The 17,709-nt window shown below is 57.1% G+C and carries 19 protein-coding genes; all 19 read right to left on the bottom strand.

The window, feature by feature from the left end:
- Window positions 1–7: 7 nt before the first annotated feature.
- Window positions 8–634: a glutathione S-transferase family protein gene (locus CRO59_RS26065; protein WP_097090238.1), complete on the bottom strand. Its 627-nt coding sequence runs from the start codon at window positions 632–634 to the stop codon at window positions 8–10.
- A 102-nt stretch (window positions 635–736) separates the two neighbouring features.
- On the bottom strand, window positions 737–1,663 hold the full coding sequence (locus tag CRO59_RS26060) for a LysR family transcriptional regulator (protein WP_097090237.1): 927 nt from the start codon (window positions 1,661–1,663) through the stop codon (window positions 737–739).
- 683 nt (window positions 1,664–2,346) lie between these two features.
- A complete protein-coding gene (locus CRO59_RS26055) occupies window positions 2,347–3,336 on the bottom strand; it encodes a hypothetical protein (protein ID WP_097090236.1) in 990 nt (329 codons plus the stop codon).
- A 12-nt stretch (window positions 3,337–3,348) separates the two neighbouring features.
- On the bottom strand, window positions 3,349–3,576 hold the full coding sequence (locus tag CRO59_RS26050) for a hypothetical protein (protein WP_081730173.1): 228 nt from the start codon (window positions 3,574–3,576) through the stop codon (window positions 3,349–3,351).
- 384 nt (window positions 3,577–3,960) lie between these two features.
- Window positions 3,961–4,221, bottom strand: a complete 261-nt coding sequence (locus CRO59_RS26045; protein ID WP_027610296.1) for a hypothetical protein — start codon at window positions 4,219–4,221, stop codon at window positions 3,961–3,963.
- A 287-nt stretch (window positions 4,222–4,508) separates the two neighbouring features.
- Window positions 4,509–6,341 carry a glutamine--fructose-6-phosphate transaminase (isomerizing) gene (gene glmS / locus CRO59_RS26040; protein ID WP_097090235.1) on the bottom strand — a complete coding sequence of 611 codons (1,833 nt, stop codon included), beginning with the start codon at window positions 6,339–6,341 and terminating at the stop codon, window positions 4,509–4,511.
- Window positions 6,342–6,343: 2 nt separating this feature from the next.
- Window positions 6,344–7,123, bottom strand: a complete 780-nt coding sequence (locus CRO59_RS26035; protein ID WP_177325597.1) for a DeoR/GlpR family DNA-binding transcription regulator — start codon at window positions 7,121–7,123, stop codon at window positions 6,344–6,346.
- Between the two features lie 154 nt (window positions 7,124–7,277).
- Entirely contained in the window at window positions 7,278–8,645 is a 1,368-nt protein-coding gene (gene glmU / locus CRO59_RS26030; RefSeq protein ID WP_097090234.1) for a bifunctional UDP-N-acetylglucosamine diphosphorylase/glucosamine-1-phosphate N-acetyltransferase GlmU, read from the bottom strand.
- 117 nt (window positions 8,646–8,762) lie between these two features.
- Window positions 8,763–9,188, bottom strand: a complete 426-nt coding sequence (locus tag CRO59_RS26025) for a F0F1 ATP synthase subunit epsilon (protein WP_007954164.1) — start codon at window positions 9,186–9,188, stop codon at window positions 8,763–8,765.
- A gap of 45 nt (window positions 9,189–9,233) precedes the next feature.
- Complete coding sequence (atpD, locus tag CRO59_RS26020) at window positions 9,234–10,613, bottom strand: F0F1 ATP synthase subunit beta (protein ID WP_027610292.1); 1,380 nt, start codon at window positions 10,611–10,613, stop codon at window positions 9,234–9,236.
- 27 nt (window positions 10,614–10,640) lie between these two features.
- Window positions 10,641–11,501, bottom strand: a complete 861-nt coding sequence (gene atpG, locus CRO59_RS26015; RefSeq protein ID WP_010565870.1) for a F0F1 ATP synthase subunit gamma — start codon at window positions 11,499–11,501, stop codon at window positions 10,641–10,643.
- A 50-nt stretch (window positions 11,502–11,551) separates the two neighbouring features.
- The gene (gene atpA / locus CRO59_RS26010) at window positions 11,552–13,096 is read right to left on the bottom strand and encodes a F0F1 ATP synthase subunit alpha (protein ID WP_047596971.1); all 1,545 of its coding nucleotides are present in this window, start codon (window positions 13,094–13,096) and stop codon (window positions 11,552–11,554) included.
- A 21-nt stretch (window positions 13,097–13,117) separates the two neighbouring features.
- The gene (locus CRO59_RS26005; RefSeq protein WP_007911956.1) at window positions 13,118–13,654 is read right to left on the bottom strand and encodes a F0F1 ATP synthase subunit delta; all 537 of its coding nucleotides are present in this window, start codon (window positions 13,652–13,654) and stop codon (window positions 13,118–13,120) included.
- A gap of 12 nt (window positions 13,655–13,666) precedes the next feature.
- Entirely contained in the window at window positions 13,667–14,137 is a 471-nt protein-coding gene (locus CRO59_RS26000) for a F0F1 ATP synthase subunit B (protein WP_011336718.1), read from the bottom strand.
- A 59-nt stretch (window positions 14,138–14,196) separates the two neighbouring features.
- Window positions 14,197–14,454, bottom strand: a complete 258-nt coding sequence (gene atpE / locus CRO59_RS25995; RefSeq protein WP_003097235.1) for a F0F1 ATP synthase subunit C — start codon at window positions 14,452–14,454, stop codon at window positions 14,197–14,199.
- Between the two features lie 133 nt (window positions 14,455–14,587).
- Window positions 14,588–15,457 (bottom strand): F0F1 ATP synthase subunit A, encoded by an 870-nt coding sequence (gene atpB, locus CRO59_RS25990; RefSeq protein ID WP_007960779.1) that lies wholly within the window; start codon window positions 15,455–15,457, stop codon window positions 14,588–14,590.
- A 16-nt stretch (window positions 15,458–15,473) separates the two neighbouring features.
- The gene (locus tag CRO59_RS25985; RefSeq protein WP_003229783.1) at window positions 15,474–15,881 is read right to left on the bottom strand and encodes a F0F1 ATP synthase subunit I; all 408 of its coding nucleotides are present in this window, start codon (window positions 15,879–15,881) and stop codon (window positions 15,474–15,476) included.
- A gap of 148 nt (window positions 15,882–16,029) precedes the next feature.
- A complete protein-coding gene (locus CRO59_RS25980) occupies window positions 16,030–16,902 on the bottom strand; it encodes a ParB/RepB/Spo0J family partition protein (protein WP_007960777.1) in 873 nt (290 codons plus the stop codon).
- A 9-nt stretch (window positions 16,903–16,911) separates the two neighbouring features.
- On the bottom strand, window positions 16,912–17,709 hold the full coding sequence (locus CRO59_RS25975) for a ParA family protein (RefSeq protein ID WP_003229787.1): 798 nt from the start codon (window positions 17,707–17,709) through the stop codon (window positions 16,912–16,914).

Genomic DNA, 17,709 nt, shown 5'->3' with positions numbered 1-17,709 from the left:
CGCCCCCTTAGGCAGTCTTTTGCAGACCGGCGACCGTGCGCGGCATGCCGACAAAACCGGGCAAGGCTTCGACACGCGCCAGCCAGGCACGCACGTTGGTGTAGTCGTCCAGCGACACGTTGCCTTCCGGCGCATGGGCGATGTAGCTGTAGGCGGACACGTCGGCGATGGTCGGCTCGCTGCCGGCCAGATACGGGGTCTTGCCCAGTTCCACCTCCATCACTTTGAGCAGGTTGTGCGCACGGGTAATCGCTTCTTCAGCATTCAACTGTGCGCCAAACACCGTCACCAATCGTGCAGCAGCAGGTCCGAAAGCAATCGGCCCTGCAGCGGCCGACAACCAGCGCTGCACCTGCGCCGCGCCGACCGGATCGGTCGGCAGCCAGCGGCCGTTGCCGTATTTGAGCGCCAGATACACCAGAATCGCGTTGGAGTCGGCCAGCACCACACCGTCATCGTCGATCGCCGGCACCTGGCCGAAACTGTTGATCGCCAGATACGGCGCCTGCTTGTGCTCACCCTTGGCCAGATCGACCAGGATCAATTCGGTCGGCAATTGCAGCAGGGACAACATCAGTTCCACCCGATGGGCGTGGCCGGAACGCGGGAAGTTGTAGAGTTTGATCGCTTGCATGGTCGACTCCGCTGGAGAGGGCGCCGTTCGGGATGGCAGCGCCGATGGAGGCCATCTTCCACCCATCTTCAAATCAACAGAATCACCAGCAATCGCAATCAATTATTTCACTGGATGAAATAACGCCGCGTTCTGCAGCGCCGGATGTTCTCGCAGCACCTTCACCGCGTGGTCGACAAAACTGCGCACCCGCGCCGGTGCCTTGCGCCCGCCCTGATACACAACATGAATCGGCAGCGGCGGCAGTTCGAAATCGGCGAGGACAATTTCCAGTTCACCGGAAGCCACCTTGCCGGCGACCTGATAGGACAACACCCGGGTCAGCCCCAACCCCAGGCAGGCCGCAGCAATCGCCGCCTGGTTGGCGGTGACCACCAGCCGAGGCTCGGGTCGCACGCTGAGCGCTTCGCCCTGATCCACAAACGGCCAGTTGCGCAACTGGCCGATGGCCGACGTCGTCACCACCGGCGCACCGGCCAGTGCCTGCGGATGCGCGGGACGGCCGTGTCGAGCCAGATAGTCCGGCGAACCACAGATCACCCGCCGCACCTCGCCGACACGGATCGCGTGCTGATTGCTGTCCGGCAACTCACCGATGCGCACCGCGACATCGATGCCCTCCTCGACCATGCTCACCACCCGATCGACCAACAGCGCATTGATCGAAACATCTGGATACTGCGTCAGATAACTGGTCATCAGGGGCGTGACAAACAACTCACCGAACAACACCGGCGCGGTCACCGTCAATTGCCCACGCGGCTGGGCGTGACTGCCGGCCGCCGAATCCTCGGCTTCCTGCACCTCGGCGAGAATTCTCCGACAATCTTCCAGATAACGCTGACCGGCCTCGCTGAGGTGCACAGTGCGTGTCGTGCGAATCAGCAACTGTGTACCAATGCGCTGCTCTAGCGCCGCCACGGCGCGGGTGACACTGGCCGCGGACAAGCCAAGACGCCGCGCCGCTGCCGAGAAGCCCTGCTCCTGGGCCACGGTGGCGAAGATCTGCATTTCCTGGAAGCGGTCCATGGAGGTCCTCGATTCAGATACAAAAATCGCAGCCGAGGCTGCGATTTTTGCGGGTCTGGATTTTGAGAATTAAAGCTGTCGCAGTATGAGGCGGATTTCGGGGCTTCCAGCTGGCTGCGAAGAAATCGCAAAACTGTCGCAGAAGGCCCAGATGCTGATACGGACTCAAGCGCTAGAGAATTAAAACTGCCCCAGCCAATCAGAGCTGCTGCTCCGCGGATAGCTGACGGCTACACTTACTCTCTGGCCTCTTTACGACTGGATCAAAGTCGCACCAGCAACAAGAACCTGCCAACCCTATGCAGTCTGACGCTCAGGACATGCATCTATTTAGAAAAGCACGTTCCACATCGTGTCGCAAATATATTAGGCCAACCTGGCAGCACCGTCGCTCCCTTCCCTGTAAACCAGCCCGAGAAATCCTTGAATGTGTCTCGTGCTGCATTGTCCAATTTTTTGCGGCATAGGCGGTTTTCGCCACCATCATCGGATGCCCATACCTTGCACCGTGAGAAATAACGAGTTGCGAGAAACGCTGTGAGATTTAGCTTCCGAGCAATTGAATCGTGATTGATGAAGACAGGCTCGGAACACTCACTTAGATTGACTAATCTGAGATTCTTCGCCTGTTTTTGGTTACTTGGTCGCTGCTCTGTCGTCTTTCTGCGTTAATCGATAGCCGTTTACTCGGCTTTCTGTAAGTTTTGAACTATTTCGAAAAACTCAGTGTAATCCGAGAAGCTGCAGAAACCAGCCTGTTCGCCACGAGTCGAGATGGATATCAGTGGAGGTACTCCTGATTGGATGTCCGCCAATACACCCTCAATGAAGCTACTAACAATATTGACCTGATTGTAATAAACTTCACCAGTATCATTTTCAGAAGGCTTTTTCTTCGGCTCCTTCAGGAAGTTTTTTAAAATGGCCATTCCGGCGGCGGGGTTATTTGAAAAAAGTTTTAGTATGCCTTTAAAGTAATTAGCGCTTGATGCATGTGTTGCCTCTGCGAGCTCATTTAACATGCTTTCAAGTGGTTCAGCTTGGATTTTTAACATATTTTTCAGATTGGTTATCTGAAAGATAGACATATAGGCAATATCGGAACCTCCATCGGCAGATATTATCAAGCAACGTAGAGAGTCGATGTGATTTTCCTTGGCTGCAAGGTGCATTGCCATTTCGTAGCACGCCCCGAGATGACCTCTGTTATGAGCCATCGATAACCAGAGTAGACAATCATCACTCCGCCCCCCCCCAAGCGAGGCTCCGATCCGGTACATGGCGCTGATATGCCCGTTGGACGCCGCTTTAGCTAACTCATAGCTTTCGTTATCAGAGTGCTGATACTTCAAAAGTAAGGGTATACAGGCGTCATTTATTCTTTTCTTGAGCAACTCAATTAATTTATCCCAGTTTAGCCCAAAATCACTCAGCGAGCAGTCGTTGAGGTATTGTTTCGCTGATGAACGAGGACTGCGTGGTTGGGCATTGTACTCAGCCCTCTTTTCTGCCTTGTAGATCGCTACTGTTTTTTCAGTAGGAAGTATAATGTCATCTGTATGTACCTCACGAAGTGCTTCCGAGGCCTTTCCGTGAAGGTGCTGAAACCAGCTTCCGAACCTGATTTCATACGTTACATTGTTATGTGAGATAGCTGTCATTTTCTTCATCATGGCTGTCCTTGCTTAATCATGTGCTCGATCAAGATAAGCTCGAGCCGCGAAGAGAGCCTGGTCCCAAGACATATTTGGGTGACGTTCCATATAGTCCACTGCAATATTGAGAAGTAAGCGCTCGGCGCCAAGCGGACCGGACTCCAGCATTTTTTGCTCGCGATCAAGGCGTGCAAGTGCACGTCCCTTCTTCTTGCGAAATTCGGGAACAGGGAGAGGAGAAGGTAAGATTTCTGACATAATTGCCTCCAGAGTAAGAGGCAGTTTCGCGAATGCAAAGATCCACCTCTCACTATTTAAAATTAGTGAAAAAGAGAATCCGTAACTTGCTTTCGCCGGCCACGAATAAAGCCGTATCGAAAACTTAGCTAAAAAGCACAGAAAGGTCAACCACAAAAGCAGACTTGGTGGAAAAAGTGCATAGCCTCCAGGGTGTATACGGATGCGGAGCCTTTCTTAGCCGGAGGAGCATGAGGCCAGTGAGAGAGGTCTGCAGCAAAGTGGTCGAATGGTGGGCGCGCTGGGCGTCAGCGGGATGGGCATGAAGGCCAGGGAAGGCTGATTGATCGCCTGTCGTGCTTCTTAAGCTAAGGAACAAGTAAAGCAAACGACAATGACTGCACATTAGTCGAAAGGATTCAGCTCGAAGCGCCGATCGCGCACTGCAATCTTGAGCTCCCGCTTGACAGTCCTGACATCATCCAGCGAACAGTCTCCGGCTGAGCTCGCAAGATCAAGGCTTTCAAGGCATTTGCTGGCGGCTTCCTCGATTTTGAGATCTCCGCCAGCGCGAGCTAGACGTTCCTTGGTACTCTCCAGAATTGTATTGGCTGCATCTCCAAGCAAAACAAGATCAACACATTCGTGAATGGATCGGCCAATCATAGGCGCCTCATTTGTATTGATGTCGCATAATGTTAGCGGCTAGCTCTGGCAACGTCTAATGCCGATGATTAGCGGCTGCCAGCATTAAGCTCCGACCAGCATGCACCGAGGCCCAACCCTGAATCCAGTGCCAGGTTGGATTCGCAAGACCATAGAATATGCAGCTGCGCTACGAGAGACCTAGCGTTCAAGATCGGCAGAGGAGGAAATCCTCCTCTGCGACAGTCTTTATTGTTCAGCGACAGTTTTTATTGTCTAAAACCAGGTCAATGACAGCTGTGGATAACTTATTCCACCGTCACCGACTTCGCCAGGTTGCGCGGCTGGTCGACGTCGGTGCCCTTGAGCACGGCGACGTAGTACGACAGCAGCTGGAGCGGGACGGTGTACAAGATCGGCGAAAGGATGTCGTGGATGTGCGGCATCTGCACCACGTGGGTGCCTTCGCCGTTGGTCATCCCGGCTTTCTCGTCAGCGAATACGATCAGTTCACCACCACGGGCACGGACTTCCTGCAGGTTGGACTTGAGCTTCTCCAGCAGTTCGTTGTTCGGCGCCACGGTGACCACCGGCATGTCGTTATCCACAAGCGCCAGAGGGCCGTGCTTCAGTTCCCCAGCCGGATAGGCTTCGGCGTGGATGTAGGAGATTTCCTTGAGTTTCAAGGCGCCCTCCATGGCGACCGGGAACTGCGCGCCACGGCCGAGGAACAGGGTGTGATTCTTCTCGGCGAACAGTTCGGCGATTTTTTCCACGGTGCTGTCCATCGCCAGCGCTTCGCCGAGACGGGTCGGCAGGCGACGCAACTCTTCCACCAGCGTGGCTTCAACGCCTTTGCCGAGCGTGCCGCGTACCTGACCCAGCGACAGGGTCAGCAGCAACAGGCCGACCAGTTGCGTGGTGAACGCCTTGGTCGAGGCTACGCCGATTTCGCGACCGGCCTGGGTCAACAGCGTCAGGTCGGACTCACGCACCAGCGAGCTGATGCCGACGTTGCAGATCGCCAGGCTGGCGAGGAAGCCCAGCTCTTTGGCGTTGCGCAGCGCGGCCAGGGTGTCGGCGGTTTCGCCGGACTGCGAGATGGTGACGAACAGGGTGTCCGGCTGCACCACCACCTTGCGGTAACGGAATTCGCTGGCGACTTCGACCTGACACGGAATACCGGCGAGTTCTTCGAGCCAGTAACGCGCGACCATACCGGCGTGGTAGCTGGTACCGCAGGCGACGATCTGCACGTTGCGCACTTTGGCGAACAGTTCGGCAGCCTGTGGACCGAAGGCCTGCACCAGTACCTGATTGTTGCTCAGGCGACCTTCTAGGGTACGTTGCACCACGACCGGCTGTTCGTGGATTTCCTTGAGCATGTAGTGGCGGAACTCGCCCTTGTCAGCGGCTTCGGCACCATCGCTGTACTGCACGGTCTGGCGCTCGACGGCGTTGCCGTTGACGTCCCAGATCTGCACGTCATCGCGGCGAATTTCGGCGATATCGCCTTCTTCCAGGTACATGAAGCGGTCAGTGACCTGGCGCAGGGCCAATTGGTCGGACGCGAGGAAGTTCTCGCCCAGGCCCAGACCGATCACCAACGGGCTGCCACTGCGTGCGGTAACCAGACGATCCGGCTGTTGTGCGTTGATCACGGCCAGACCGTAGGCGCCGTGCAGCTCCTTGACGGTGGCTTTGAGCGCGACGGTCAGGTCAGGCTGATCCTTGAGTTTGTGGCTCAGCAGGTGCGCGATGACTTCGGTGTCGGTGTCCGAAGTAAACACGTAACCCAGCGCTTTCAGTTGCTCACGCAGGGCTTCGTGGTTCTCGATGATGCCGTTGTGCACCACCGCGATATCACCGGAGAAATGCGGGTGCGCGTTACGCTCGCACGGTGCACCGTGGGTCGCCCAACGGGTGTGGGCGATACCGAGACGACCGACCAGCGGCTGCGCGGCCAGCGCCGCTTCCAGCTCGCTGACCTTGCCCGGACGGCGCATGCGCTCGAGCTTTTCATCGTTGGTGAAAACTGCCACACCGGCGCTGTCATAGCCGCGGTATTCAAGGCGCTTGAGGCCTTCAAGCAGGATGGCGGTGATATTACGTTCAGCAACTGCGCCGACAATTCCACACATGCTTATTTCTCCTGACTGACAGCCGCGCAAATCACGCTGATACCGCGGGCCTGAATCTGATCGCGCGCATCTTCAGGCAGGCGATCATCGGTAATGAGGGTATGGACGCTGCTCCACGGCAGCTCCAGGTTGGGAATCTTGCGACCGATCTTGTCGGCCTCGACCATCACGATGACTTCACGCGCCACGTCCGCCATCACCCGGCTCAGGCCAAGCAACTCGTTGAACGTGGTGGTACCGCGCACCAGATCGATGCCATCGGCGCCGATAAACAACTGGTCGAAGTCGTAAGAGCGTAGTACCTGCTCGGCCACCTGGCCCTGGAAGGACTCCGAATGCGGATCCCAGGTGCCGCCGGTCATCAGCAGCACCGGTTCGTGTTCGAGTTCGCTCAAGGCGTTGGCCACGTGCAGGGAGTTGGTCATCACCACCAGACCCGGCTGCTGGCCAAGCTCGGGAATCATCGCCGCAGTGGTGCTGCCACTGTCGATGATGATGCGGGCGTGCTCGCGGATGCGTTTGACGGCGGCGCGGGCAATCGCCTGTTTGTACTTTGAAACGCTTTGGCCCGGTTCAGCGACCAATTCCTGCGGCATGGTGATCGCCCCGCCGTAACGGCGCAGCAACAGACCATGGCTTTCCAGTGCGGCCAGATCCTTGCGAATCGTAACTTCAGAAGTTTCGAAGCGCTTGGCCAGTTCATCCACACTGACTTCGCCCTGCTCATTGAGCAAGGCGAGGATGTTGTGCCGGCGCTGGGGTGTATTGCGTTTCGACATGATGGTATAAGTTTCGATTCGAAAGATAACGGAAGCAATCAAAACCCATTGCCCGTCGATCGTCAAGCTCAGGCCATAAAAAAATCGCAGACCCGGCACCCCCTGTAGGAGCTGCCGAAGGCTGCGATCTTTTGATCGTAAAGCTACTGTGGATAACTCAGCTCTTTTTGATCTTCTCTGGCCGCTTCCAGCCATCGATATTTCTCTGCCGCGCCCGACCAACTGCCAACTGCGCGTTATCCACATTCTGGGTGATGGTCGAACCAGCCGCGGTAGTTGCCCCGGACGAGATATCCACAGGTGCGACCAACGAGTTGTTGGAGCCGATGAACACGTCCTCGCCCAACACGGTTTTCCACTTGTTGGCGCCATCGTAGTTGCAGGTAATGGTGCCCGCGCCAATGTTGGTGCGGGCGCCGATTTCCGCGTCGCCCAGATAGGTCAGATGCCCGGCCTTGGCGCCCTCACCCATGCGCGCGTTTTTCAGTTCGACAAAGTTACCCACATGCGCGCGTGCTTCGAGCACCGTGCCCGGACGCAGACGGGCGAACGGACCGGCATCGCTGCCTTCACCCAGCACCGCACCTTCGATGTGGCTGTTGGCTTTGATCACCACGCCTTTGCGCAGGGTGCTGTCCTTGATCACGCAGTTCGGGCCGATCACCACGTCGTCCTCAATGACAACATTACCTTCGATAATCACGTTGATGTCGATCAGCACATCGCGACCGACGGTGACTTCGCCACGCACATCGAAACGCGCCGGGTCACGCAGGGTCACGCCTTGCGCCATCAGCCGGCGGCCGGCGCGCAGCTGGTAATGCCGCTCCAGTTCCGCCAGTTGCTTACGATCATTGGCGCCCTGCACTTCCATCGGGTCGTGCGGTTGTTCAGTGGCCACCACCAGACCATCGCTGACCGCCATTTCGATCACGTCGGTCAAGTAGTACTCGCCCTGGGCATTGTTGTTCGACAGGCGGCTCATCCAGTCGGCCAGGCGATTGGCCGGGACGGCGAGAATACCGGTATTGCCTTCGGTGATTGCGCGCTGGGCTTCGCTGGCATCTTTGTGCTCAACGATGGCTGCGACCTTGCCGTCAGCATCACGCACGATGCGGCCGTAACCGGTCGGATCTTCCAGCTCGACGGTCAACAGGCCCATCTGCCCCGGTACGACATGTTTAAGCAGGCGCTGCAGGGTTTCGACCTCGATCAATGGCACGTCACCGTAGAGGATCAACACGGTGTCGGCGCTGATGAACGGCACAGCCTGAGCCGTTGCATGACCAGTGCCCAATTGCTTGTCCTGCAGCACGAAATTCAAATCGTCAGCCGCCAGACGCTCACGCACCACATCGGCACCGTGGCCGATCACCACATGAATGCGCTGTGGGTCGAGCTGCCGTGCGCTGTGGATAACATGCCCAAGCATGGAATTGCCGGCTACCGGGTGCAGCACTTTCGGCAACGCCGAACGCATACGGGTGCCTTGACCGGCCGCGAGGATAACGATTTCGAGAGACATGACTGGCTACCAATCCTGGGTGGTCAGCAACTGCGACCGGGTTGTAAAAATCGGAAAAGAAAAAAGGGTAGCCGAGGCTACCCTTTTTTATCAATCGCACAACAAGTGGCTGACGGATTAACCGCCAAACTTCTTGCGGATCTGCTGGACGGTGCGCAGCTGAGCTGCAGCCTCGGCCAGACGTGCGGACGCAGCTCCGTAGTCGAAATCTGCGCTCTTCTCGTGCAGAGCAGCTTCGGCAGCCTTGAGAGCTGCCTGGGCTTGAGCTTCATCCAGGTCGGCGGCACGTTGCACGGTATCGGCAAGCACCTTGACCATGTTCGGCTGAACCTCGAGGAAACCACCGGAGATGTAGAACACCTCGGCTTCCCCGCCTTGCTTGATCAGGCGGATCGGACCTGGCTTCAGATTAGTGATCAGCGGCGCGTGACCCAGAGCGATACCAAGATCACCCAGTGCACCGTGCGCAATCACCATCTCGACCAGGCCGGAAAAGATTTCCCCTTCCGCGCTGACGATATCGCAATGGACTGTCATAGCCATCTGATTGCCTCAACCTAAATTAGCGCCCGTTGCCGGGCGCCGGGATTACAGTTTCTTGGCTTTCTCGATCGCTTCTTCGATGCCGCCAACCATGTAGAACGCTTGTTCTGGCAGGTGGTCGTAGTCACCGTTGAGGATGCCTTTGAAGCCAGCAATGGTGTCTTTCAGGGAAACGTATTTACCCGAAGCACCGGTGAAGACTTCAGCCACGAAGAACGGCTGCGACAAGAAGCGCTGGATCTTACGAGCACGGTTAACCAACTGTTTGTCGGCTTCCGACAGCTCGTCCATACCCAGGATCGCGATGATGTCTTTCAGCTCTTTGTAACGTTGCAGAACGTACTGAACGCCGCGAGCGGTGTCGTAGTGGTCCTGACCGATTACGTTCGGATCCAGCTGGCGCGAAGTCGAATCCAGTGGATCTACCGCTGGGTAGATACCCAGGGAAGCGATGTCACGGGACAGAACGACGGTGGCGTCCAAGTGGGCGAAGGTGGTCGCTGGCGACGGGTCGGTCAAGTCGTCCGCAGGTACGTATACCGCCTGGATCGAGGTGATCGAACCTTCTTTGGTCGAAGTGATACGTTCTTGCAGAACGCCCATCTCTTCAGCCAGGGTCGGCTGGTAACCTACTGCCGAAGGCATACGGCCCAGCAGTGCGGATACTTCAGTACCGGCCAGGGTGTAACGGTAGATGTTGTCGACGAACAGCAGAACGTCGTTACCTTCGTCACGGAACTTCTCGGCCATGGTCAGGCCGGTCAGGGCTACGCGCAGACGGTTTCCCGGCGGCTCGTTCATCTGACCGTAAACCAGTGCCACTTTGTCCAGAACGTTGGAGTCCTTCATCTCGTGGTAGAAGTCGTTACCCTCACGAGTACGCTCACCCACACCGGCGAACACGGAATAACCGCTGTGCTCGATGGCGATGTTACGGATCAGTTCCATCATGTTTACGGTTTTGCCTACACCGGCACCACCGAACAGACCGACTTTACCGCCTTTGGCGAACGGGCAAACCAGGTCGATAACCTTGATGCCGGTTTCCAGCAAGTCGTTGCCGCCTGCTTGCTCAGCGAACGAAGGTGCTGCGCGGTGAATGCCCCAGCGCTCTTCGGTGTCGATTGGACCAGCTTCGTCGATCGGGTTACCCAGAACGTCCATGATCCGGCCCAGAGTCGCTTTACCGACCGGTACGGAGATGGCTGCGCCGGAATCGGTAACTTCCAGACCGCGCTTCAAGCCCTCGGTGGAACCCATCGCAATGGTACGAACCACGCCGTCGCCCAGCTGTTGCTGAACTTCCAGAGTGGTTTCGGCCGCGCTGACTACTTTCAGCGCGTTGTAGATGCTCGGTACGCTGTCGCGTGGAAATTCCACGTCGATAACGGCGCCGATGATTTGAACGATACGTCCGCTACTCATAGCTGGATCCTCTGAATATTTGAACCGTTAAACCGCGGCAGCGCCGCCGACGATTTCCGAGATCTCTTGGGTGATCGCAGCCTGACGCGCCTTGTTGTAGATCAGCTGCAAATCGCTGATCAAATCACCGGCGTTGTCGGTAGCGTTCTTCATCGCGATCATCCGCGCAGCTTGTTCAGCCGCGTTGTTCTCGACCACCGCCTGGTACACCTGCGACTCCACGTAGCGCACCATCAAGCCGTCAAGCAGCTCTTTGGCGTCTGGTTCGTAGAGGTAGTCCCAGTGGTGCTTGAGTTCTTGATCCGGGGTTGCCACCAGTGGAATCAACTGCTCCACGGTAGGCTGTTGTGTCATGGTGTTGATGAACTTGTTGGATACCACGGACAGGCGATCGATACGGCCCTCCAGGTAGGCATCCAGCATCACCTTGACGCTGCCGATCAAGTCATTGATCGACGGCTCTTCACCCAGGTGGCTGATAGCTGCAACGACGTTACCGCCGAAGTTGCGGAAAAAGGCCGCACCCTTGCTACCGACTACACACAGATCAATCTCGACGCCGTTTTCGCGGTTTACCGCCATGTCCTTGACCAGGGCCTTGAACAGGTTGGTGTTCAAGCCGCCGCACAAACCACGGTCACTGCTCACCACGACATAACCGACGCGCTTTACTTCACGGTCGATCATGAACGGGTGGCGGTATTCCGGGTTGGCGTTGGCCAGATGCCCAATTACCTGGCGGATACGCTCCGCATAAGGACGGCTGGCTGCCATGCGCATTTGTGCCTTGCGCATTTTGCTCACCGCCACTTTTTCCATGGCGCTGGTAATTTTTTGCGTGCTTTTGATGCTCGCAATCTTACTGCGAATCTCTTTTGCGCCTGCCATGTAACACCTATCAGGTTAGCAAGCGGGAGCCTTGCGGCTCCCGCTGCGGCTTACCAGGTTTGGGTGGCCTTGAACTTCTCGATACCGGCTTTCATGCCAGCGTCGATTTCGTCATTGAAGTCACCTTTAACGTTGATCTTGGCCATCAAATCGGCGTGATCGCGGTTGAAGAAAGCAATCAGCGCTTGTTCGAAGCTGCCGATCTTGGCGATTTCAATGTCAGTCAGGAACCCACGCTCAGCGGCATACAGCGACAGCGCCATGTCAGCGATCGACATTGGTGCGTATTGCTTCTGCTTCATCAGCTCGGTAACGCGCTGACCATGCTCAAGTTGCTTACGGGTCGCTTCGTCCAGGTCAGAAGCGAACTGGGCGAATGCCGCCAGTTCACGGTACTGAGCCAGAGCGGTACGGATACCACCGGACAGCTTCTTGATGATCTTGGTCTGAGCGGCACCACCCACACGGGATACCGAAACACCGGCGTTCACTGCAGGGCGGATGCCCGAGTTGAACATGGCCGATTCCAGGAAGATCTGACCGTCGGTGATGGAAATCACGTTGGTCGGAACGAACGCGGAAACGTCGCCAGCCTGGGTTTCGATGATCGGCAGTGCGGTCAGGGAACCGGTTTTGCCGGTCACTGCGCCGTTGGTGAACTTCTCTACGTATTCTTCCGAAACGCGGGATGCGCGCTCCAGCAGACGGGAGTGGAGATAGAACACGTCGCCTGGGTAAGCTTCACGGCCTGGTGGACGGCGCAGCAGCAGGGAAATCTGGCGGTAAGCCACTGCTTGCTTGGACAGATCGTCATAAACGATCAGCGCGTCTTCACCGCGGTCGCGGAAGAATTCACCCATGGTGCAACCGGAGTACGGTGCCAGGAATTGCAGCGCAGGAGATTCCGAAGCACTGGCAGCCACGATGATCGTGTTGGCCAGGGCGCCGTTTTCTTCCAGCTTGCGAACCACGTTGGCGATGGTCGATTGCTTCTGACCGATGGCTACGTAGACGCAGAAAATGCCGCTGTCTTTCTGGTTGATGATCGCGTCGATCGCCAGAGCGGTTTTACCGATCTGACGGTCACCGATGATCAGCTCACGCTGGCCACGGCCGACAGGGATCATGGCATCGACAGCCTTGTAGCCAGTCTGTACAGGCTGGTCTACCGACTTACGCCAGATCACGCCCGGTGCAACTTTCTCGACCGCGTCGGTCAAGGTGTTGCCCAGTGGACCTTTGCCGTCAACAGGGTTACCCAGTGCATCGACTACGCGACCCAGCAGTTCCTTACCAACCGGAACTTCGAGGATGCGGCCGGTGCACTTGGCGCTCATGCCTTCAGCCAGACTGGTGTATGCGCCCAGTACAACGGCACCTACGGAGTCTTGCTCCAGGTTGAGGGCCATACCGTAGACGCCGCCCGGAAACTCGATCATCTCGCCGTACATGACGTCGGCCAGACCGTGAATCCGCACGATGCCGTCAGATACGCTGACGACAGTGCCTTCGTTACGGGCTTGGGAGGTCACATCGAGCTTGTCGATGCGGCCCTTGATAATTTCACTTATTTCGGAAGGATTGAGTTGCTGCATTGCTCTGCTGCCCCTTCAAACTCAAGATTTCAATGCTTCGGCAAGTTTCGCGATTTTGCCGCGAATCGAGCCATCGATAACCAGGTCGCCGGCGCGGATAACGACACCCCCTATAAGGGCAGCATCCTCCGCAACTTGCAGGCGCACTTCCCGGTTGAGTCGTGCACTGAGAACCTTGGCGAGTTTGTCTTGCTGTTCTTGGTTCAATGCGAAAGCACTGGTCACTTCAACGTCTACCGACTTCTCTTGTTCGGCCTTGTACAGGTCGAACAGAGCGGCGATCTCCGGCAGAAGCGGGAGACGGTCGTTTTCGGCAACGACATTGATGAAGTTCTGTGCCTTGGCATCAAACTTGTCGCCGCACACGTCAATGAACGTGGCGGCCTTTTCTGCGCTCGTCAGTCGCGGGGCCTTGAGCACGCGCTGCATGGTGTCGTCTTGCGACACCGCTGCAGCCAGGCCGAGCATGGCTGACCAATTGGCCAGTTGCTGGTGGGCCTGAGCGTGCTCGAAGGCCGCCTTAGCGTAAGGTCGGGCCAACGTGGTCAGTTCTGCCATGATCGCCCTCGCTTAGATTTCAGCAGCCAGTTGGTTAACCAGCTCTGCGTGCGCGTTTTGATCGATTGTGGCACCCAGGATCTTCTCGGCGCCGCCGACAGCCAGCAAGCCCACTTGGGCGCGCAGCTTGTCTTTGACACTGTTCAGTTCCTGTTCGATCTCGGCTTGAGCCTGAACCTTCACACGGTCAGCGTCGATACGGGCTTTTTCAACAGCCTCTTCAACGATCTGGTTACCGCGTTTCTTGGCTTGCTCGATGATTTCAGCTGCCTGAGCTTTCGCTTCGCGCAGTTGCTGACCCGCTTTCTCTTGGGCCAACTCCAGGTCGCGAGCTGCACGGCTGGCAGCGTCCAGACCATCAGCGATCTTCTTTTGACGTTCGTGCAGAGCAGCGATGACCGGAGGCCATACGAACTTCATGCAGAACAGTACAAAAATCAGGAACGCAACGGACTGGCCAATCAGGGTCGCATTAATGTTCACGCCAACACCTCGCAGTTACGTTGTCCATCACACCAAATTACTCGGAAGAATCCGGGTAATTAGCCAGCGATCTGACCAACGAACGGGTTCGCAAAGGTGAAGAACAGAGCGATACCAACACCGATCATGGTTACGGCGTCGAGCAGACCGGCAACGATGAACATTTTAACTTGCAGCATTGGAACCATTTCTGGCTGACGCGCTGCGCCTTCCAGGAACTTGCCGCCCAGCAGGCCGAAACCAATTGCGGTACCCAGTGCGCCCAGGCCGATCAACAGTGCAACAGCGATAGCGGTTAGACCAACTACAGTTTCCATCTTTCCTCCCGACTTTTACGTCGTATGGTTTAGGTTTTTTAGATTAAAGCGGTAAAACAAATCGTTTCAGAGGCCCGGTTAAGAGCCCCCTCCCGTTTGACCGGGAGGGACATCAGATCAGCCGAGGCTGCTCTTAATGGTTTTCTTCGTGCGCCATCGACAGGTAGACGATGGTCAGCATCATGAAGATGAACGCCTGCAGGGTGATGATCAGGATGTGGAACACAGCCCACGCCCACTGCAGAACAACGCCCAGGCCACTCAGCCAGAGCAGGCCGCTGCCGAACATCACAGCGATCAGAATGAACACCAGCTCGCCGGCATACATGTTGCCGAACAGACGCAGGGCCAGAGAGATCGGCTTGGCGATCAGGGTCACGAATTCCAGCAGGAAGTTCACCGGGATCAGCAGGGCCTGAACGAAGATGTTCTTGCTGCCGAACGGGTGCAGGGTCAGTTCGCCGATGAAGCCGCCGATGCCCTTGACCTTGATGCTATAGAAAATGATCAGTGCGAAAACCGAGAACGCCATGCCCAGGGTCGCGTTCGGGTCGGTGGTCGACACGGCACGGAACGGGATGTGGTGGTCGCCGGTGATCAGGATGGCCAGCTGAGGAATCCAGTCGACCGGTACCAGGTCGACGGCGTTCATCAGGAACACCCAGACGAAGATGGTCAGTGCCAGCGGTGCGATCACCGGGCTACGGCCATGGAAGCTGTCTTTCACGCTGCCATCGACGAATTCGACCAATACTTCAACGAAGTTCTGCAAAGCACCTGGCTGACCCGATGTTGCTTTCTTTGCCGCCATGCGGAAAAGGAAAACGAAGATCAGACCCAGCGCGACCGACCAGCCGAGGGTATCGACGTGGAAAGCCCAGAAGCCCATTTCCTTGGCTTCTGCTGCGGTATGGGCAAAGCCCCAGCCGCCGTTAGGTAGCTGACCGAAGGTCAGGTTCTGCAAGTGGTGCTGGATATAGCCCGAAGCGGTTGTTTCTGCCATGGTTGCCTCAAACGCCCTAAGGTCTCGAAAGTCTTGTTCTCATCAGCAGGGGAGCGAACCAGCTGACCGACTGAGTCAGCACGAAAGCGCCGAATACTGCGATCGGCGCCAATGGCTTCACACCTGCAAACACCAGTGCAAACAGCACTGCCGTCAAAATCAGTTTGCCTGCCTCGCCGGCATAAAATGACCGGACGATGGACTGGGCTGCTCGGGCGCCGGAAAACCGAAATGCCTTGTGAGCGAAATAAACATTGGGCAGCAAGGCTATCAGGCCTCCGCAAAGTCCCGAGTATCCGGCAACGACTCCGTGCCATTGCCAGAGCGCCAAAGCGGCAATGAGCAAAATGACAAATTGAGCCATCAACACCGGAAAAACCGCCAGGCGATGGAACGGCAGGCGGTTTGGCTTGCGGGTTTCCATCACGTTTGCTCTCCAATGGTCGGCTGCCAGAATTCAATAACTTGGCATAATTTGTGCCGACAAAATGCGCGCAGAGTATAGGGGCGGTTCTGCCCCTATTCAACTGTCAGGTAGTGATTTCCGACTGCGCGCTACATGAGGAAATGTTTCAGCGGATGTGTGCGAGCACACCTTGAAGCTCATCGAGTGAGTTGTAACCGATCACCAGCTGACCTTTTCCCTTCTTGCCGTGGCGAATCTGCACCGCAGAGCCTAGGCGCTCGGCCAGACGCTGTTCGAGCCGGGCGATATCCGGGTCGGGTTTGGCCGCTTCCACAGGCTCCGGTTTGCCACTCAACCACTGACGAACCAGTGCCTCGGTTTGGCGCACAGTCAGGCCGCGTGCGACAACATGTCGCGCCCCTTCCACCTGCTGATTGTCCGGCAGACCGAGCAAAGCACGGGCATGACCCATTTCCAGGTCACCGTGGGACAGCATGGTCTTGATGACTTCAGGCAGTGCAATAAGTCGCAACAGGTTAGCCACAGTCACGCGGGACTTACCCACAGCCTCGGCCACCTGCTGTTGAGTGAGCTGGAATTCCTGCTGCAGTCGCTGCAAGGCGACGGCTTCCTCGATCGGGTTCAGGTCTTCACGCTGGATGTTCTCGATCAGCGCAATGGCGATCGCGGTTTCATCCGGCACATCACGGACCATCGCCGGGATGGTTTCCTGGCCGGCCTGCTGGCTGGCGCGCCAGCGGCGTTCACCGGCGATGATTTCGAAGCGGCCACCGCCAATCGGGCGCACCACGATCGGCTGCATCACGCCTTGCGCCTTGATCGACTGCGCCAGCTCTTCCAGCGCCTGCGGGTCCATGTCGCGGCGTGGCTGGTATTTGCCACGCTGCAGCAGGTCCAGCGGCAGATGTTGCAGTTCACGGGTATCGGCCTGCGCCGCCTGTTCTTCCAGCGCGCTGACGGTCGGACCACTCAGCAGTGCATCCAGTCCACGTCCGAGACCTCGTTTCTTGACGGCCATGGGGATTCCTTAAGTTGGCTGGGCAGCGGCGATGCGTGAATTTTTGCGCTGACGGCGAACCATCTCGCCCGCCAGTGCCAAATAGGCCAGCGCGCCGCGCGATTGCTTGTCGTAGGCCAGTGCCGGCATACCGTAGCTCGGTGCTTCGGCCAGGCGGATGTTGCGCGGGATCACCGTGTCGTACAGCTGCTCGCCAAAGTGTTCCTTCAGCTGCGCCGAAACATCGTTCATCAGGCTCAGCCGCGGGTCGTACATGGTGCGCAGCAGACCTTCGACCTTGAGGTTGGGGTTCAGCAGTTCGGCAATGCGTTTGATGTTATCCACAAGGTCGCTCAAGCCTTCGAGCGCAAAGTATTCGCACTGCATGGGGATAATCACCCCATCGGCGGCAACCAATGCGTTCAGCGTAAGCATCGACAGCGACGGCGGGCAGTCGATCAAAATGTAATCGTAGTTTTCACGGATCGGCGCCAGCGCGCTGCGCAGACGGCTTTCCTTCATCTGCATTTCCAGCAGCACCACTTCAGCCGCGGTCAGGTCGCGGTTGGCCGGCAGCAGTTGATAACCGCCGTGCTCGGAGTAGTGCATGGCCTGGGCCAGATCGCATTCGCCGATCAGCAGGTCGTAGACCGAGTTTTCCAGGCCATGTTTATCCACACCGCTACCCATGGTGGCGTTGCCCTGTGGATCGAGATCGATCAACAGCACCCGGCGCTTGGTCGCGACCAGGGATGCTGCGAGGTTGATGCAGGTGGTGGTCTTGCCCACACCACCCTTCTGGTTCGCTATCGCGAATACCTTAGCCAT

The sequence above is a fragment of the Pseudomonas sp. LAMO17WK12:I5 genome (assembly GCF_900215165.1).
Taxonomy (GTDB): Bacteria; Pseudomonadota; Gammaproteobacteria; order Pseudomonadales; family Pseudomonadaceae; genus Aquipseudomonas; species Aquipseudomonas putida_A.
This window is presented reverse-complemented; position numbering and strand designations above follow the sequence as displayed.

Bases quoted from the DNA above. Each gene is read 5' to 3' on its own strand.
- atpB (WP_007960779.1), bottom strand. From the start codon at position 15,457: ATGGCAGAAACAACCGCTTCGGGCTATATCCAGCACCACTTGCAGAAC.
- CRO59_RS26060 (WP_097090237.1), bottom strand. From the start codon at position 1,663: ATGGACCGCTTCCAGGAAATGCAGATCTTCGCCACCGTGGCCCAGGAG.
- CRO59_RS26045 (WP_027610296.1), bottom strand. From the start codon at position 4,221: ATGATTGGCCGATCCATTCACGAATGTGTTGATCTTGTTTTGCTTGGA.
- CRO59_RS26050 (WP_081730173.1), bottom strand. From the start codon at position 3,576: ATGTCAGAAATCTTACCTTCTCCTCTCCCTGTTCCCGAATTTCGCAAG.
- CRO59_RS25975 (WP_003229787.1), bottom strand. From the start codon at position 17,709: ATGGCTAAGGTATTCGCGATAGCGAACCAGAAGGGTGGTGTGGGCAAG.
- CRO59_RS26065 (WP_097090238.1), bottom strand. From the start codon at position 634: ATGCAAGCGATCAAACTCTACAACTTCCCGCGTTCCGGCCACGCCCAT.
- atpA (WP_047596971.1), bottom strand. From the start codon at position 13,096: ATGCAGCAACTCAATCCTTCCGAAATAAGTGAAATTATCAAGGGCCGC.
- CRO59_RS26025 (WP_007954164.1), bottom strand. From the start codon at position 9,188: ATGGCTATGACAGTCCATTGCGATATCGTCAGCGCGGAAGGGGAAATC.
- CRO59_RS25980 (WP_007960777.1), bottom strand. From the start codon at position 16,902: ATGGCCGTCAAGAAACGAGGTCTCGGACGTGGACTGGATGCACTGCTG.
- CRO59_RS26005 (WP_007911956.1), bottom strand. From the start codon at position 13,654: ATGGCAGAACTGACCACGTTGGCCCGACCTTACGCTAAGGCGGCCTTC.
- atpD (WP_027610292.1), bottom strand. From the start codon at position 10,613: ATGAGTAGCGGACGTATCGTTCAAATCATCGGCGCCGTTATCGACGTG.
- CRO59_RS26055 (WP_097090236.1), bottom strand. From the start codon at position 3,336: ATGATGAAGAAAATGACAGCTATCTCACATAACAATGTAACGTATGAA.
- atpG (WP_010565870.1), bottom strand. From the start codon at position 11,501: ATGGCAGGCGCAAAAGAGATTCGCAGTAAGATTGCGAGCATCAAAAGC.
- glmU (WP_097090234.1), bottom strand. From the start codon at position 8,645: ATGTCTCTCGAAATCGTTATCCTCGCGGCCGGTCAAGGCACCCGTATG.
- glmS (WP_097090235.1), bottom strand. From the start codon at position 6,341: ATGTGTGGAATTGTCGGCGCAGTTGCTGAACGTAATATCACCGCCATC.
- atpE (WP_003097235.1), bottom strand. From the start codon at position 14,454: ATGGAAACTGTAGTTGGTCTAACCGCTATCGCTGTTGCACTGTTGATC.
- CRO59_RS25985 (WP_003229783.1), bottom strand. From the start codon at position 15,881: ATGGAAACCCGCAAGCCAAACCGCCTGCCGTTCCATCGCCTGGCGGTT.